This is a genomic window from Cognatishimia sp., from assembly GCF_049116455.1.
Taxonomy (GTDB): domain Bacteria; phylum Pseudomonadota; class Alphaproteobacteria; order Rhodobacterales; family Rhodobacteraceae; genus Cognatishimia.
In genome coordinates, this window is the sequence record NZ_JAGDYW010000003.1 from 186,968 (window position 1) to 201,523 (window position 14,556).

The following is a 14,556-nucleotide window of genomic DNA, read 5'->3' on the forward strand; positions in this document are numbered from 1 at the left end:
TCCGGCATACATTTAATGGCTCAAGGCCTTTGCGAGTCTTGGTAAGCGGGCCTTTTTCAACAACCCGCGCATATCCCAGTCTTTTCCAGACAACCGACAGGCCTCTTGCCGTACGTTTTCGGCAACAGCTGATACCATCTCTGGCGCTTCGCCCCATAAGTTCCGCAGAAATCCATCAGGTTCAAACCGCTGCAGGTCTTCTTCGGCCAGAAAGTGCTTTGGAAAGTCCTTAGAATTCTTCGTGACAATCGCGTCCGCATGCCCGTCAATCGCGGCGGCCAAAACGTGAATATCTGCCTCATCCGGCAAATAAAGCCGAGCCTCTGTGCTGGGGCGATAAGAAACCTCGGCTCTTGGCCAAGCCGCACGCACAAGGGCAATTTCGCCTCGTGCCTGTACTTCACCGGTTGGGCCAATCTTACGTGCCGCACGCGCCCATTCCTCTAAGATGCGTTCGGACCACAGCGGTTCAAACGCACCTTCTTTCGCGACACCCAACAGCATTTCACGCATCACCGTTGGATAGATCACGCAGGTGTCGAGCAATAGCTTCATAGGCGGAAGAACAAGGCCTTTAGATATCCGCTTTCCGCCAATTGCGGCATCAAAGGATGGTCTGGACCAGCAAAGCCCGTGTGGATCAATTGACCCCGGCGCCCTGCCCGGCCTATGCCACGCGCTGATGCATTTCTAAACAACGAAAGCTCTGCCGCATGAGAACAGGAACATAGCCCCAGATAACCGCCTTCAGCCACCAGAGGAGCCGCCATGCGCGCGACACGTTCATAGGCGCGCAGACCTTTTTCCAAAGCAGGCTTATTGGGGGCAAATGCGGGTGGATCACAGATTACCACGTCAAACTGAGCACCCTCTTCTGCCAATGCCTCAAGCACCGCAAAGGCATCCCCCTTGCGGGTTTCAAACCGATCCGAAAATCCAGCTGCATCAGCACCCTGTGCTGCCAATTCCAAAGCGGCAGCAGAGCCATCCACGGCAATCGCTGAAGAAGCACCATTCGCCAAAGCCGCCAATGAAAAACCACCAACATGCGAAAACACATCCAGAACACGTGCCCCGGAACTCAGTCGCGCTCCGAAAGCATGATTGGCGCGCTGGTCAAAAAACAGACCGGTTTTCTGACCGCCGGTCAAATCAGCCATATAGGTTGCGTCGTTCATTGTGACTGGCACTGGTGCGCTTGGCGCATCCCCTAGAAGGACCGTATTTTCAGCATCCAACCCTTCAAGCACGCGCGCGCGACCAGAGGCATTTTTCAGAATATTCGCAACGCCTGTGACCTTGGCCAAAGCCGCTGTCAGTGGCGCAATCAATTGATCTGCCCAGACCGCATTGGGCTGAATCACGCAGGTATCGCCAAACCGATCAATCACAACACCCGGCAAGCCATCAGATTCTGCATGCACAAGACGATAGAACGGCTGATCATAAAGTCGCGCACGCATATCGAGCGCCTTGGCAAAGCGCGTTTCAAACCATGCCTGATCAATCACCGCCTCAGGATTGCGATCCAGCATCCGGCAAATGATTTTGCTGTTTGGATTGACAGTCACCAATCCCATTGGACGGCGCTCGGAATCTTCAAGCACGGCCAAGGCCCCAGGCTCGATATTTTTCGTGCGGCGGTCAGTGACAAGTTCATTTTCATAAACCCAAGGGAATCCATGGCGCACAGCGCGGGCATTGGCTTTGGGTTTGAGGCGGACAATAGGAAGATCAGTCATAACGCCCTCCTACGCGCTCTGATGGGCCGTGAAAAGACCAATTGGCGTCCCAATCAAGCTTAACCGCGCGCTTAGCTGCGTGGGCGGCGACCCGTGCGCCGTTTGCCATCAGCTTTACCTTGCGTTCCATCGACGCCTTCACGCAGAACAGCCGTCATTGGATGATCGGGATGCAGTGGCCCATAATGCGCCAACAACTGACCTATGTGATCTGTCGCGGTCGAAAGATCACCTCCCAAGGCCCAATCCATAAAGATCGTGCGGCACTGACTTAGGGTGATGCCCTCGATATTATAGGATTCTTTGATCAATTCCCGCGGATCGAGTGTTTTGAGATCAGCCATGGGCCTCTCCTTTGATGGTCTTAACTGGGCGCGACAGCACCGTTTCAATTATGGCCCCAGCCTGCAGCGCTGCCTCATTCAAGCGCGCTTCCAGCGCTTCAAACGATGCCGCTTCCGTCTCTCTGAGCATAAAAGCCACGCCGCCTGCGCCAATAGTATCCGGATCAAGCGCTTTTTCCCCAAGCAAACGGGTTGCGACTTGAAGGGTGCGGTGCAGATCGTAGGTTTGCGTCAAGGTTTTACATTCAGCTTCAGATATCCAGCCTAGGGAAACGCCCTTTTTCAAACTTTCAGCGACATCTCGGGTTTTCCCTCCCGCTAATAGCACCGCTGCCTGAGCCGTTAGCTCGATATCCTGCAACCGTCCCGCACCGATTTTAGCATCCCAAACACCTTCTGGTGATTTGGAGTCTGCAATTTTAATCCGCATCTCAGCCACATCCTGACGCAGCTTATCTTCGGCAGAAGGGCGCGCGATCAGCTCTTGTCGGAAGATTTCAATGTCATCCATCAAATCTGGAGTTCCAGCCACCGGCCGCGCGCGTGTCAAAGCAAGATGTTCCCAGGTCCAAGCCTGATTTTTCTGATAGTCTTTGAACGATGTAATGGAGGTCGCAACTGGCCCTTGCGTGCCTGAAGGCCGCAAACGCATATCCACCTCATAAAGCCGCCCTTCGGCCATTGGCGCTGTCATCGCCGTCACCAGAGCCTGCGTGAGCCGCGCATAGTAGGCGCGCGACGCCAAAGGGCGCCGCCCATCTGAAAAATCGACACCATCAGCGTCATATATCACAATCAGATCCAGATCAGAGGTGGCATTCAATCGCTGTGCCCCAAGCGATCCCATACCCAACACCATCGCGCCTCGACCCGGCATAGGCCCGTGTTTTAACGCAAACTGCTGTTCAACCACTGGCCAAAGCTCAACCAATAGCACCTCAGCCAGATCCGCATATTGCCGCCCTGCTTGAGTGGCACTGATTAATCCTCTCAGGTGATGAACCCCAATCCGGAAATGATATTCTTTCATCCAACGCCTGGCTGCATCCAGTCGTCGTTCATAATCATCATCAGCAAATAGCCGCGACTTCAATTCTGTTCTCAGGATTTGCAGATCCGGCCAATCGGCAAAAAATGCGCCGCCCAACACCCCGTCCAACACCGATGAGTTGCGAGAGAGATAGCGCGCCAAGACTGGCGAAGTTCCCAAAATATCAACAAGCAAATCAACAAGTTGCAAGTTGGCTTCGAATAAAGAAAAGACCTGCACACCGGATGGCAGTCCAGACAAAAAACCGTCCAATGCAATCAAGGCTTCGCTGGGTTTGGCGGCTTCTGATAAACGATGCAAAAGCTCGGGTTTCAGACGATCAAAAATCTCGATCGCGCGCGATGACCTGAGCGCCGGATAGGTTTTCCATCGATCGATGATGTCCTCATCGAACTTATAAGATTGTTTGACCGGTTCTGCTGCAATCATATCCGGAGCAAAGAAATCTTCTGTGAGTGCGTGGACCTCTTCAATCCGGTCGCGCCATTCAGCTTTCAAAGCCTCTAAGTCCTGCCCCATCAGACAAGCAATGCGCTCCAGACCTTCTTCCGTTTTTGGCAGATCGTGGGTCTGGGCATCGTTCACCATTTGGATGCGATGTTCGACTTCGCGATGGGCGCGGTAATGATCGGTCAACTTTTGTGCAATGTCTGGCTCAACCCAGCCTTTTTCAGCCAATTTGGCCAAAGCAGGTACCGTGCCATTTACCCGTAGATCAGGATCACGACCGCCGGCGATCAACTGTCTGGTTTGTGTGAAAAACTCAATTTCGCGAATGCCACCACGGCCCAATTTCATATTGTGACCGGCAAGATCCCTTTTGCGCCCCAGCCCCTTATGTTCCCTGATCCGCAACCGCATATCATGGGCTTCGTGAATGGCCGCAAAATCAAGGTGCTTGCGCCAGACAAAAGGCCGAAGGGTTTCCAAGAAACGCCCTCCGGCTGCAATATCACCAGCGGCAGGGCGCGCTTTGATATAGGCTGCGCGCTCCCAAGTGCGACCAAGGCTTTCGTAATACCGCTCTGCCGCTTCCATCGCTAAGCAGACCGGAGTGACCGCGGGGTCAGGTCGCAGGCGAAGGTCCGTGCGGAACACATAGCCTTCGCCGGTAATATCGCTGATCAACCCCATCGCACGGCGGGTTGCGCGCACCAAAGACGCCCGGGCGTCCTGAAAATCTGTGCGCTCGTACCGCGTTTCATCAAAGACACAGATCAAATCGATATCGCTAGAATAATTGAGCTCAAACGCGCCCATTTTCCCCATGGCAAGGGCGACAAGCCCCCCGGCAGTGGTAATGTCCGCTTCGGTGGCTCCGGGGAGCTTTCCGCGACTGATTTCTTTACCGACCATGGCCTGCAAGGCCAATTGCGTTGCTAAGTCAGCGAATTTGGTAAGCTCTCCAGTCACCTCTTCCAGCGACCAAACACCGGCAACGTCAGCCAGTGCCGTCATCAAGGCAACGCGGCGTTTGGCTTGCCGCAAGGATGGTCCCAGAGTTTCAGCTGCGTCATTGCCAAGCTGTTCATAAACCAGAGACAAAGCTTGGCTTGGATCCTCAAGCGCTGTCGGTAACCAAGCGTGTTCTTTCAACATTAAGCCGCGCAGGTATGGGCTGCTGGCCCCAACACCCAATAAGAGCTTTTGAACCTCCCCACTGGCGAAGGAAACGGAGGACATCAAGTCAGACGCTATTTCAGCGTCAAATGCGCGTGGTAGGCGCTTGATCTGCTTAGAGAAATTCATGGCATCAGGATGGGCGCAGCAGGCGGGATCGTCAATAACAGAACGGGATTTCGCGTTTTTTTCGCAACAAAACAAATCAACATTTCACAGGGATTATCGCGCAACTTGACCCAGCTTGGGTGACGGCACAAAAACCTTGGCATTGAATTTATCAATCCTGTGGGGGACACAAATGAAAAAATTCGCAATCGCTGCTGCATTTTGGGCAGCAACGGCACCAGCCTTTGCCGGCGGCATGGAAGATCCAGTTGTTGAGGCACCTGTTATTGCTGCAGATGCTGCATCCAGCGCAAATGAAGCCGCGACCGTTATGGCCATCATGACAATCGCTATTCTTTGGGCTGCTTTGGACTGATTAAATCAGTCTTTGAAGCAGATCTGGTCAAAGCCAGGCATTAAAAAGGCGCTCAATTTAGAGCGCCTTTTTATTTGAGCTATGTCACCAATCAGTGCGCAACAGCTCCTGGATTTTCAGAAGATTTCAACGCCGCAGCAGCGGCTTCTTCAGCGGCTTCATCCCATTCGATCGGCTCAGGTTTGCTGATCAAAGCACGTTCAAGAACTTCGGACACGTGAGACACTGGAATGATTTCCAGCCCTTCTTTCACATTGTCCGGGATCTCAGCGAGATCCTTTTCATTCTCTTCCGGGATCAGCACGGTTTTGATTCCGCCCCGCAGCGCTGCCAGCAGCTTTTCTTTCAAGCCACCAATTGGCATCGCATTACCACGCAAAGACACCTCGCCTGTCATGGCAATGTCCTTGTGGATCGGAATACCGGTCAGCACAGAGACAATCGATGTCACCATCGCAAGGCCCGCAGATGGACCATCCTTTGGTGTCGCCCCATCTGGAACGTGCACGTGGATATCAATCTTGTCGAACTTGGTAGGCTTCACCCCGATTTGCGGTGCAATCGAACGCACATAAGAGCTTGCCGCATCGATGGATTCTTTCATCACATCGCCCAGCTTACCTGTGGTCTTCATGCGACCTTTACCCGGCAGCTTTAGCGCCTCGATATGAAGCAGATCGCCACCCACGCTGGTATAAGCCAACCCAGTAACAACACCGATCTGATCTTTGCTTTCAGCCAGACCATAGCGGTATTTTTTCACGCCAAGGAACTCGTCCAGATTTTCATCTGTGACAACAACGCTTTCAGCCTCTTTACGCACAATCTTGGTCACGGCCTTACGGGCGATTTTACCAATCTCACGCTCAAGGTTCCGCACACCAGCTTCACGTGTGTACGTCCGCACGATTTCCTGCAGCGCTTCTGGCTCCAACGAGAACTCTTTCGCTTTCAGACCATGGTTCTTCACCTGCTTAGGAATGAGGTGACGATGCGCGATCTCAGCCTTTTCGTCCTCGGTGTAGCCCGCCAGAGGGATGATCTCCATCCGGTCCAGCAAAGGTCCCGGCATATTGTAGCTGTTGGATGTGGTCAGGAACATGACGTTCGAGAGATCATATTCCACCTCAAGGTAGTGATCTACGAAGGTCGCATTCTGTTCTGGGTCCAGTACCTCAAGCATCGCAGACGCCGGATCGCCACGGAAGTCCTGACCCATCTTATCAATTTCATCGAGCAAGATCAGTGGGTTCGTGGTTTTTGCTTTTTTCAACGCCTGAATGATCTTACCCGGCATGGAGCCAATGTAAGTCCGGCGGTGACCGCGGATTTCAGATTCATCCCGCACACCACCAAGGGAGATGCGGATGAATTCACGCCCTGTCGCCCGGGCAACAGATTTACCCAAAGAGGTTTTACCAACACCCGGAGGCCCTACAAGACACATGATCGGGCCTTTAAGCTTTTTGGAGCGCTGCTGAACCGCAAGATATTCCACAATGCGTTCTTTGACCTTTTCAAGACCAAAGTGATCCGCATCAAGCGTTTCCTGCGCTTTGTTCAGGTCTTTTTTCACGCGGGATTTTGTGCCCCACGGAATAGACAGCATCCAATCCAGATAGTTGCGCACAACTGTGGCTTCCGCGGACATTGGCGACATGTTCTTAAGCTTTTTCAGCTCAGCGTCAGCCTTTTCCTTGGCCTCATTAGAAAGCTTTGTCGCAGCGATCTTGTCTTCCAGCTCTTGGATTTCACCAGAACCATCCTCGCCGTCACCCAGCTCCTTCTGAATGGCCTTCATCTGCTCATTCAGATAGTACTCGCGCTGGGTTTTCTCCATCTGTGATTTTACGCGGGTTTTGATCTTTTTCTCGACCTGCAGCACAGACATTTCGCCCTGCATCAGGCCATAGACCTTTTCCAGACGTTCAGAAACAGACAGCGTTTCCAAAAGCTCTTGCTTCTGGTCCACTTCGACCCCCAGATGGCCAGATACAAGATCGGCCAAGCGCGCAGGCTCTTCGGTTTCAGAAACCGCGCTAAGCGCTTCTTCTGGAATGTTTTTCTTGATCTTGGCGTAGCGTTCAAATTCGTCACCAACCGAACGCAACAGCGCTTCGATGGTGGTCGCATCACCTGGCATTTCTGTCAGATATTCTGCTGTGGCTTCAAAGAAAACATCGTTTTCTAGGAAGTCATTGATCTGCACACGGGCCTGACCTTCAACCAATACTTTCACAGTGCCATCTGGCAGCTTTAGAAGCTGCAGAACATTGGCGATTACACCTGTGCGGTAGATACCTTCTGCTTCTGGATCGTCCTCTGCTGGATCGATCTGGCTTGCCAGAAGGATTTGTTTGTCGTCTTGCATCACCTCTTCGAGGGCACGAACGGATTTCTCACGGCCCACAAACAGCGGCACAATCATATGTGGGAAGACCACAATGTCGCGCAGCGGCAGGACGGGATAGGATGAATTGAGTGGCTCTAGCATACTCGGTCCTTATTCTTGGCAAGACAGGCTGGCCCCGCTTCGCGGCAACGCTTGCTGTCTCCTCTTTCGAGTTTTCTATCTGGTACGGCTCTGCATGGGTTTCAAGGCGGCTATCTTCCCATCACCTCTGTTGTTACCGCCAGCATGCCTTTTGGGACGCAGGATCACAAGAGTAGAATCGATGGAATTTACGCTATGTTAATCGCCTCAGCGGAGGAGCACTGATCTAGCCTCTGCTCCAGTGCAACCCGTAAAATCCAACCACGCGAAACTCAGCGAATTATAGTTGCGTCACGCGAAGAACCCCTTTGTAATTTCACATAATTTTTATATTATGCAGCCAAATGGGATGGAGTTAATCGTATGAAACACTTTTTAAAAATGGCTTCAGCAGCTATTTGTGTGTTGGGGTCCACAGCATCAGGCCAAGACTGGAATGGATTTTACGCCGGAGCGCTTGGAAGCTCAGGATCGACGACCTTTGACTGGGTTGAAGGAGGCGCACCAAGCCTCGGAGCTTTCTCTGGAGATTTCAGCAACACCGGAATCGGTGCTTTTGCAGGATATAACATCCAACGAAATGACCTCATATATGGTGTTGAAATAGATACGCTTACCCTGAATGGAACCGAGGCATTTACAGGTGTCCCAGGTCCCGGTGACGTCAATGCACAATTAAATCGGATCTCAAGTGTGCGAGGGCGCATTGGATATTCATCGGGATCGGTTTTACCATACTTCTTCCTTGGAGCTGCGACGGGTAAAGCTGAAGTAGAAGCCGTTGGTTTCTCAACGCAAGCCCAAACACATACTGGCATCACCTACGGAGCCGGTGTCGACGTAAAGATCTGGAGAAACGCTTTCATGCGCGCAGAAATAGGTCAAACCAAACTGCGGTCCGAGCGGTCCGTTTTTTGTGGTCTTGGTTGCCCTGCTGACATTGAATTTAGCCGAACCGAAGCCCGGATCGGCTTTGGTATGAAGTTCTAGGCTAGGCAAATAGTTGATAGCGCAAAGGCGTGCATTTTGTTCGCATTTTTCTTACAGCGGCTCAATATCGCCTTGCGCACGTCCCTCGTGGAAGTCTTTTTCCCAAGCGTCAAAGGCACCTGCCGCAATGGCGTCGCGCATGCCCTGCATGATATCCTGGAAGTAATGCAGGTTGTGCCAGGTCAGCAGCATTCCTGAAATCATCTCGTTTGAACGGAACACATGATGCAAATAGGCGCGTGAATAGTTCTGGCAGGCCGGGCAGCCACATTTTTCATCAAGCGGCCGCGGATCATCCGAATGGCGCGCATTTTTGATGTTCACCACGCCATGGCGGGTAAAGACCTGCCCAGTGCGGCCAGAGCGGGACGGCAAAACGCAATCCATCATATCAATACCGCGTTTCACAGCGCCCACGATATCGTCAGGCTTGCCAACGCCCATCAGGTAACGCGGTTTATCAACAGGCAACTGATCCGGCGCGAAATTGAGCGTAGAGAACATGGCCTCTTGCCCCTCTCCCACAGCGAGACCGCCAACCGCGTAACCGTCAAATCCGATTTCTTTTAGCGCCTCAGCACTTTCTTCTCGAAAATCCTTCTCTAGACCGCCCTGCTGGATGCCAAACAAAGCGTGGCCCGGACGATCCCCAAAGGCATCTTTTGAACGCTGAGCCCACCGCATGGACATGCGCATCGATTCCACAATGCGATCGCGATCGGCAGGCAGCGCCGGGCATTCGTCAAAGCACATGACTATATCAGAACCGAGCAGCTTTTGGATTTCCATGGACCGTTCGGGCGTTAACTCATGTTTGGATCCATCAATATGACTTTGAAAAGTCACGCCTTTCTCGGTTAGCTTTCGCAGGCCTGCGAGGGACATCACCTGAAAGCCGCCAGAGTCCGTCAGGATCGGGCGTTCCCAGTTCATGAACTTATGCAGGCCCCCCAGATTGTTGATCCGTTCTGCCGTCGGACGCAGCATCAGGTGATAGGTATTGCCCAGCAGAATATCCGCCCCCGTCGCGCGCACGCTTTCCGGCATCATCGCTTTAACGGTTGCAGCCGTTCCGACCGGCATGAAAGCAGGCGTACGGATCTCTCCACGCGGTGTGGAGATCACCCCCGTGCGGGCCTTGCCATCCGTGGCTTTCAGTTCAAACGAGAAACGACTGGTCATAGGTCACCTTTTTAGCTTTGCGCACTCCTTACGCTGACTTATCAAGGTTGTAAAATAACTCGCTCACGACCATGTAAATGACGCGTTTAGCGTTAAAAGGGACATTTATGATCGAAGAACTCTTGTCGGAAAATCTCGTGCTGCTCGTTGCGGCAGCGTTTGTTATTATCGTTATTTTCAAGGGTGTTAGGATTGTATCTCAATCCGAGAAACACGTAGTTGAACGCTTTGGCCGGCTGCATTCCGTGCTTGGGCCTGGGATCAACTTTGTTGTGCCTTTCCTAGATGTCGTGCGCCACAAAATCTCGATTCTGGAACGTCAGCTGCCCACAGCCAGCCAAGATGCGATCACAAAAGACAACGTTTTGGTTCAGGTGGACACCTCTGTCTTTTACCGCATCACAGAGCCGGAAAAGACCGTGTACCGTATCCGCGACGTCGATGGCGCGATCAAAACCACAGTGGCCGGTATTGTACGTGCGCATATCGGTAAAATGGACCTCGACGAGGTTCAGGCCAATCGTGCGCACCTGATTGAAACCATCAAATTGTCTGTCGAAGACGCGGTGGATGATTGGGGTATCGAAGTCACACGGGCAGAGATCCTTGATGTGAACCTTGATCAGCAAACCCGCCAAGCGATGTTGCAGCAGTTAAACGCTGAACGCGCGCGCCGCGCGCAGGTGACAGAGGCCGAAGGTCAAAAGCGTTCCGTCGAACTTCAGGCGGATGCGGAACTCTACGAGGCCGAGCAAAAGGCCAAAGCGCGCCGCATTTCGGCCGAAGCAGAAGCCTATGCAACCGAAGTTGTGGCCAAAGCCATCAAAGAAAACGGCATTGAAGCAGCGCAATACCAAGTGGCGCTGAAACAGGTCGAGGCATTGAATGCGCTGGGCAATGGTGATGGGAAACAGACCATCGTGCTACCGGCTGCTGCACTCGAAGCTTTTGGCGATGCGTTTAAATTGCTGAAAGGCGGTTCATAATGGAAACGCTGCTGACAACTTGGTGGGTCTGGCTTGCGGCCGCGCTGGTGCTGGGCATCGTTGAAATGCTGATCCCTGGATTTATTTTTCTGGGGTTTGCCATCGGTGCGGCAGTGGTGGGCGTCGCCCTACTCGGCCCGCTCAGCCTGATGTCGGTACCAGCGATCCTTTTGATCTTTGCGGTAATATCATTGGTGGCATGGCTCGGTCTGCGCAGACATTTCGCGCTTCCCAAAGGTCAGGTCAAAACTTTTGATCACGACATCAACGATTAAAGTTAGGGCGAATTAGGCGCCCTTCCTATTTTCTTTTTGGCTCAAATATCCTCGCCGAAGGCATCCCTGTTTTGCCAGATCGTGAACGCCTTTTGCATGCCCACCTCTGGACGCCCCTCCCCTTATTCCCTATATCAGCGCTCAGGAATAAACAGGTAAGCAAATGACTCAGGAAAACGACCCAATCGAGGGCACCCCTCTGATCGCCCCCTCCAGCATTGAACATCCGCTGTTTGATGCCACAGTTGAGGCTGTGCGCAGTGTCTATGACCCTGAGATCCCTGTGAACATCTATGACCTTGGCCTGATCTACACCATCGAGATCAATGGTGAGAACGAGGTGAACGTGGTCATGACCCTTACCGCACCGGGCTGCCCAGTGGCCGGAGAGATGCCAGGTTGGGTGCAAGAGGCCATCTCGGGCGTTGCGGGCATCAAGACCGTTGATGTTGCCCTTGTGTGGGAACCGCCATGGGGCATGGAAATGATGAGCGACGAAGCGCGTCTTGAACTTGGGTTCATGTAAGCTTCATCATTTCGCAGTTGTATTGATATAAAACCATCAACTCTCTGTCGCACTGAGTTGCGAGACACCGGTCACCTTAATTTTCAGGAGACCAGCGATGTTTCGCACTGCTTTGGGCGCGGCCCTTTTCCTTCCTCTGGCTGCAACAGCGGCCGAAGTTGAATTGGGCCCTCGCCCGTTTTATCTGATTGATCAGATGGCTGACGGCCCGCTGAAGAGCAAACTTCAGTCTTGCCAAGATATGGCGATGAAACCGTCTGACTTTTCCATCGGTCACCGTGGTGCGCCGATGATGTTCCCAGAACACACTGTTGAATCCAACCGCGCCGCTGCGCGTATGGGCGCAGGCATTCTGGAATGCGACGTGACCTTCACCAAAGACAAGCAACTGGTCTGCCGTCACGCGCAAAACGATCTGCACACCACAACCAATATCCTGGCCTCCGAGCTGGCAAACACCTGCGTTAAAGGCTTCACGCCTGCAAAAGACGGCGAAAAAGCCGTTGCCGAATGCCGGACCTCTGAAATCACCCTATCAGAGTATAAAACTCTGAACGCCAAGATGGATGCTGCCAACGCTCAAGCGTCTACTGTTGAAGAATATCTGGACGGTACAGCAGGCTGGCGCACGGACCTCTATGCGACCAAAGGCACCGTGATGACCCACGCTGAGTCCATCGCGTTGTTCAAAGACCTGGGCGCAAAGTTCACACCTGAACTGAAATCCCCGTCTGTTGAAATGCCTTTTGATGGCTACACGCAAGAAGACTACGCTCAGGCTATGATCGACGAATACAAAGCGGCGGGCGTTCCAGCCTCAGACGTCTTTGCACAGTCGTTCAACCTCGACGACGTGCTTTACTGGATCAAAGCCGAGCCAGAGTTTGGCAAACAGGCTGTGTTCCTAGACGACAGCTATAACGGAGAAGGCTTTGATCACAACGATCCAACCACCTTCCGCCGCACCATGGCGTCTCTGAAAGAGCAAGGTGTGAACTACATTGCTCCACCTATGTGGATGTTGGTCACTATGGAAGACGGTGAAATCGTACCATCTGCCTATGCCAAAGAAGCAAAATCGGCTGGCCTGAAGCTGATCACTTGGACGTTGGAACGCTCTGGCCCATTGGCAAACGGCGGCGGCTGGTATTTCAAGTCCATCACCGAGGCAACCAACAACGACGCCATGTACTTCGAGGTGCTGGATGTTCTGGCACAAGAAGTTGGTGTCGAAGGTGTTTTCTCTGACTGGCCAGCGACCACAACCTACTATGCAAACTGCATGGGAAACCAAAACTCTTAAGGCAAATGGCCTAAAGATAATCGAGAGATGGTCCCTCTTTGGGGCCATTTTTTCATTTAGGGACTGTTACATAAACGCAACCTATTTAGGGGCACATCGCAAAACGCATCCTTTTTTGGGTGCATACTGTATTTCGCAACCCTTTTAGGTTGCATATTGCACTTTGCAGCCTAAATTGGGTGCATGAGTGCAAAACCATCATCCATCACCGTTATCACCGGTGACCTCGTGAAGTCGACACAACTGTCAAAGGCCGAGCTTTCAACCGCAATTGATACACTCGAGACATGCGCACAGCGTATTGCAACCTGGCAAGGCACACCGCTCAATTTTACGCGTCACCGTGGAGATGGTTGGCAAGTCATCTTATCGCAGCCGCGATATGCACTGCGCGCCGCACTGCTGTTTCGTACGACATTAAAAGCGCTGGGCATCCAGTTTGACAGCTATATCGGCATCGCAACAGGTACTGCAGTGATTGAGAAAGACACAGACCTCAACAACCAGAGCGATCCGGTTTTTGTCGAATCCGGACGCGCCTTAGAAACACTGAAAACAATGACCAGCTTTGCACCAAAATTGGCCTGTGCAAAAACAGGACCAGTGTCTGGGGCAATTACCCTTGCAGATCACATCTGTTCGGACTGGACGCCAGCACAGTCAGAAGCGGTGTCACATATGCTTCATCCGGACCAAGATCTTAGCTACACAGATTTAGCGAAAATCTTAAACAAATCGCGGCAGACTGTGACAAAGACCCTGAACGCAGCCGGATTTCAAAGCATTTTCCTCGCCCTACGTCATTTGGAACAAAACAATGATTGAAACCCTCATCGCCCTTTTCACAGCCCATGTACTGGCCGATTATGTGTTTCAATCCAACAAAATGGTGCAGCGTAAGAAAGAACCGCTCTATCTGATCTACCATGGCGCGGTCGTCTTTGGCACAGCGGTTCTGCTCACTGGCACCATGGGGGCGCCCATTGTTGCCTTAACTCTGTTTCATATCCTGACCGACTGGATCAAAGCACAAACAAAAGACGGTATTGGCGCCCATCTGGCAGATCAGGCCGTGCACCTTGTGGCCCTCACCGCCATCGCGACCTATGCCCCCGAGCTTTGGCACACAGGCGTGTGGACCCATGCGCCTGACTTTGTACCTTATATGCTTCTACTGGCCTCAGGCGCCGTCTTTGCAACCCGTGCCGGCGGCTTTGCCGTGGGCATCCTCATGGCTCCCTACGGCCCCGAGTTTTCCAAAGACAGCCTGAAAAATGGTGGGAAGACCATCGGCATGCTCGAGCGCGGCTTGATCTACGTGCTTGTTCTGGCAGGCCTGCCCATTGGCATCGGCTTTCTCGTCGCGGCAAAATCTGTACTGCGCTTTGAAACTGCAAAAGACGGTGACATCGCCGAAAACCGAAAGCGATCCGAATATATTATTATCGGCACGCTGGCGTCTTTTGGCTGGGCAATTTTGGTCAGCCTCGTGATTTTGTTACTCTTTGCCCAACTGCCAGACCTTGGCATTGCACTGCCCAAGCCCTAAATAAGCATCA

At 52.6% G+C, this 14,556-nt stretch carries 14 protein-coding genes; 8 read left to right on the top strand and 6 right to left on the bottom strand.

Annotated elements, in window-relative coordinates; genetic code table 11:
• Window positions 1-12: 12 nt before the first annotated feature.
• The 4 genes from JXQ85_RS05765 to JXQ85_RS05780 all read right to left on the bottom strand — a co-directional run bounded on the left by JXQ85_RS05765 (window position 13) and on the right by JXQ85_RS05780 (window position 4,886).
• A complete protein-coding gene (locus JXQ85_RS05765; protein WP_421747930.1) occupies window positions 13-555 on the bottom strand; it encodes an RSP_2648 family PIN domain-containing protein in 543 nt (180 codons plus the stop codon).
• Window positions 552-1,742 (bottom strand): RSP_2647 family RNA methyltransferase, encoded by a 1,191-nt coding sequence (locus JXQ85_RS05770; protein ID WP_421747931.1) that lies wholly within the window; start codon window positions 1,740-1,742, stop codon window positions 552-554. The genes JXQ85_RS05765 and JXQ85_RS05770 overlap by 4 nt, the downstream gene beginning before the upstream one ends.
• Window positions 1,743-1,813: 71 nt before the next feature.
• On the bottom strand, window positions 1,814-2,086 hold the full coding sequence (locus JXQ85_RS05775; RefSeq protein ID WP_421747932.1) for a hypothetical protein: 273 nt from the start codon (window positions 2,084-2,086) through the stop codon (window positions 1,814-1,816).
• Window positions 2,079-4,886, bottom strand: coding sequence for a glutamine-synthetase adenylyltransferase (locus JXQ85_RS05780; RefSeq protein ID WP_421747933.1), 2,808 nt, complete (start codon window positions 4,884-4,886; stop codon window positions 2,079-2,081). Before JXQ85_RS05780 ends, JXQ85_RS05775 begins: the two co-directional genes overlap by 8 nt.
• 172 nt (window positions 4,887-5,058) lie before the next feature.
• Between JXQ85_RS05780 and JXQ85_RS05785 the strand changes: the two genes are divergently transcribed.
• Window positions 5,059-5,241 (top strand): hypothetical protein, encoded by a 183-nt coding sequence (locus JXQ85_RS05785; protein ID WP_421747934.1) that lies wholly within the window; start codon window positions 5,059-5,061, stop codon window positions 5,239-5,241.
• Window positions 5,242-5,332: 91 nt separating this feature from the next.
• On the opposite strand, the gene lon is transcribed toward JXQ85_RS05785, so the two are convergent.
• Window positions 5,333-7,735: an endopeptidase La gene (gene lon, locus JXQ85_RS05790; protein ID WP_421747935.1), complete on the bottom strand. Its 2,403-nt coding sequence runs from the start codon at window positions 7,733-7,735 to the stop codon at window positions 5,333-5,335.
• 363 nt (window positions 7,736-8,098) lie between these two features.
• Between lon and JXQ85_RS05795 the strand changes: the two genes are divergently transcribed.
• Window positions 8,099-8,725: an outer membrane protein gene (locus JXQ85_RS05795; RefSeq protein ID WP_421747936.1), complete on the top strand. Its 627-nt coding sequence runs from the start codon at window positions 8,099-8,101 to the stop codon at window positions 8,723-8,725.
• A 51-nt stretch (window positions 8,726-8,776) separates the two neighbouring features.
• Here the strand turns inward: JXQ85_RS05795 and tgt are convergent, their stop codons facing one another.
• Complete coding sequence (gene tgt / locus JXQ85_RS05800) at window positions 8,777-9,907, bottom strand: tRNA guanosine(34) transglycosylase Tgt (RefSeq protein WP_421747937.1); 1,131 nt, start codon at window positions 9,905-9,907, stop codon at window positions 8,777-8,779.
• A 107-nt stretch (window positions 9,908-10,014) separates the two neighbouring features.
• On the opposite strand from tgt, the gene JXQ85_RS05805 reads away from it, so the two are divergent.
• The 6 genes from JXQ85_RS05805 (at window position 10,015) to JXQ85_RS05830 (ending at window position 14,546) form a co-directional block, all read left to right on the top strand.
• Window positions 10,015-10,893, top strand: a complete 879-nt coding sequence (locus tag JXQ85_RS05805) for an SPFH domain-containing protein (protein WP_421747938.1) — start codon at window positions 10,015-10,017, stop codon at window positions 10,891-10,893.
• On the top strand, window positions 10,893-11,168 hold the full coding sequence (locus JXQ85_RS05810; RefSeq protein WP_421747939.1) for an NfeD family protein: 276 nt from the start codon (window positions 10,893-10,895) through the stop codon (window positions 11,166-11,168). The genes JXQ85_RS05805 and JXQ85_RS05810 overlap by 1 nt, the downstream gene beginning before the upstream one ends.
• 163 nt (window positions 11,169-11,331) lie before the next feature.
• Window positions 11,332-11,694, top strand: coding sequence for an SUF system Fe-S cluster assembly protein (locus tag JXQ85_RS05815; RefSeq protein WP_421747940.1), 363 nt, complete (start codon window positions 11,332-11,334; stop codon window positions 11,692-11,694).
• Window positions 11,695-11,791: 97 nt separating this feature from the next.
• A complete protein-coding gene (locus JXQ85_RS05820; protein ID WP_421747941.1) occupies window positions 11,792-12,997 on the top strand; it encodes a glycerophosphodiester phosphodiesterase family protein in 1,206 nt (401 codons plus the stop codon).
• A gap of 183 nt (window positions 12,998-13,180) precedes the next feature.
• On the top strand, window positions 13,181-13,822 hold the full coding sequence (locus JXQ85_RS05825; RefSeq protein ID WP_421747942.1) for a hypothetical protein: 642 nt from the start codon (window positions 13,181-13,183) through the stop codon (window positions 13,820-13,822).
• Window positions 13,815-14,546 carry a DUF3307 domain-containing protein gene (locus tag JXQ85_RS05830; protein WP_421747943.1) on the top strand — a complete coding sequence of 244 codons (732 nt, stop codon included), beginning with the start codon at window positions 13,815-13,817 and terminating at the stop codon, window positions 14,544-14,546. Before JXQ85_RS05825 ends, JXQ85_RS05830 begins: the two co-directional genes overlap by 8 nt.
• Window positions 14,547-14,556: the final 10 nt, after the last annotated feature.

Coding starts and splice junctions, on each gene's coding strand:
- JXQ85_RS05765 (WP_421747930.1), bottom strand. CDS start 555: ATGAAGCTATTGCTCGACACCTGCGTGATCTATCCAACGGTGATGCGT.
- JXQ85_RS05770 (WP_421747931.1), bottom strand. CDS start 1,742: ATGACTGATCTTCCTATTGTCCGCCTCAAACCCAAAGCCAATGCCCGC.
- JXQ85_RS05775 (WP_421747932.1), bottom strand. CDS start 2,086: ATGGCTGATCTCAAAACACTCGATCCGCGGGAATTGATCAAAGAATCC.
- JXQ85_RS05780 (WP_421747933.1), bottom strand. CDS start 4,886: ATGAATTTCTCTAAGCAGATCAAGCGCCTACCACGCGCATTTGACGCT.
- JXQ85_RS05785 (WP_421747934.1), top strand. CDS start 5,059: ATGAAAAAATTCGCAATCGCTGCTGCATTTTGGGCAGCAACGGCACCA.
- lon (WP_421747935.1), bottom strand. CDS start 7,735: ATGCTAGAGCCACTCAATTCATCCTATCCCGTCCTGCCGCTGCGCGAC.
- JXQ85_RS05795 (WP_421747936.1), top strand. CDS start 8,099: ATGAAACACTTTTTAAAAATGGCTTCAGCAGCTATTTGTGTGTTGGGG.
- tgt (WP_421747937.1), bottom strand. CDS start 9,907: ATGACCAGTCGTTTCTCGTTTGAACTGAAAGCCACGGATGGCAAGGCC.
- JXQ85_RS05805 (WP_421747938.1), top strand. CDS start 10,015: ATGATCGAAGAACTCTTGTCGGAAAATCTCGTGCTGCTCGTTGCGGCA.
- JXQ85_RS05810 (WP_421747939.1), top strand. CDS start 10,893: ATGGAAACGCTGCTGACAACTTGGTGGGTCTGGCTTGCGGCCGCGCTG.
- JXQ85_RS05815 (WP_421747940.1), top strand. CDS start 11,332: ATGACTCAGGAAAACGACCCAATCGAGGGCACCCCTCTGATCGCCCCC.
- JXQ85_RS05820 (WP_421747941.1), top strand. CDS start 11,792: ATGTTTCGCACTGCTTTGGGCGCGGCCCTTTTCCTTCCTCTGGCTGCA.
- JXQ85_RS05825 (WP_421747942.1), top strand. CDS start 13,181: ATGAGTGCAAAACCATCATCCATCACCGTTATCACCGGTGACCTCGTG.
- JXQ85_RS05830 (WP_421747943.1), top strand. CDS start 13,815: ATGATTGAAACCCTCATCGCCCTTTTCACAGCCCATGTACTGGCCGAT.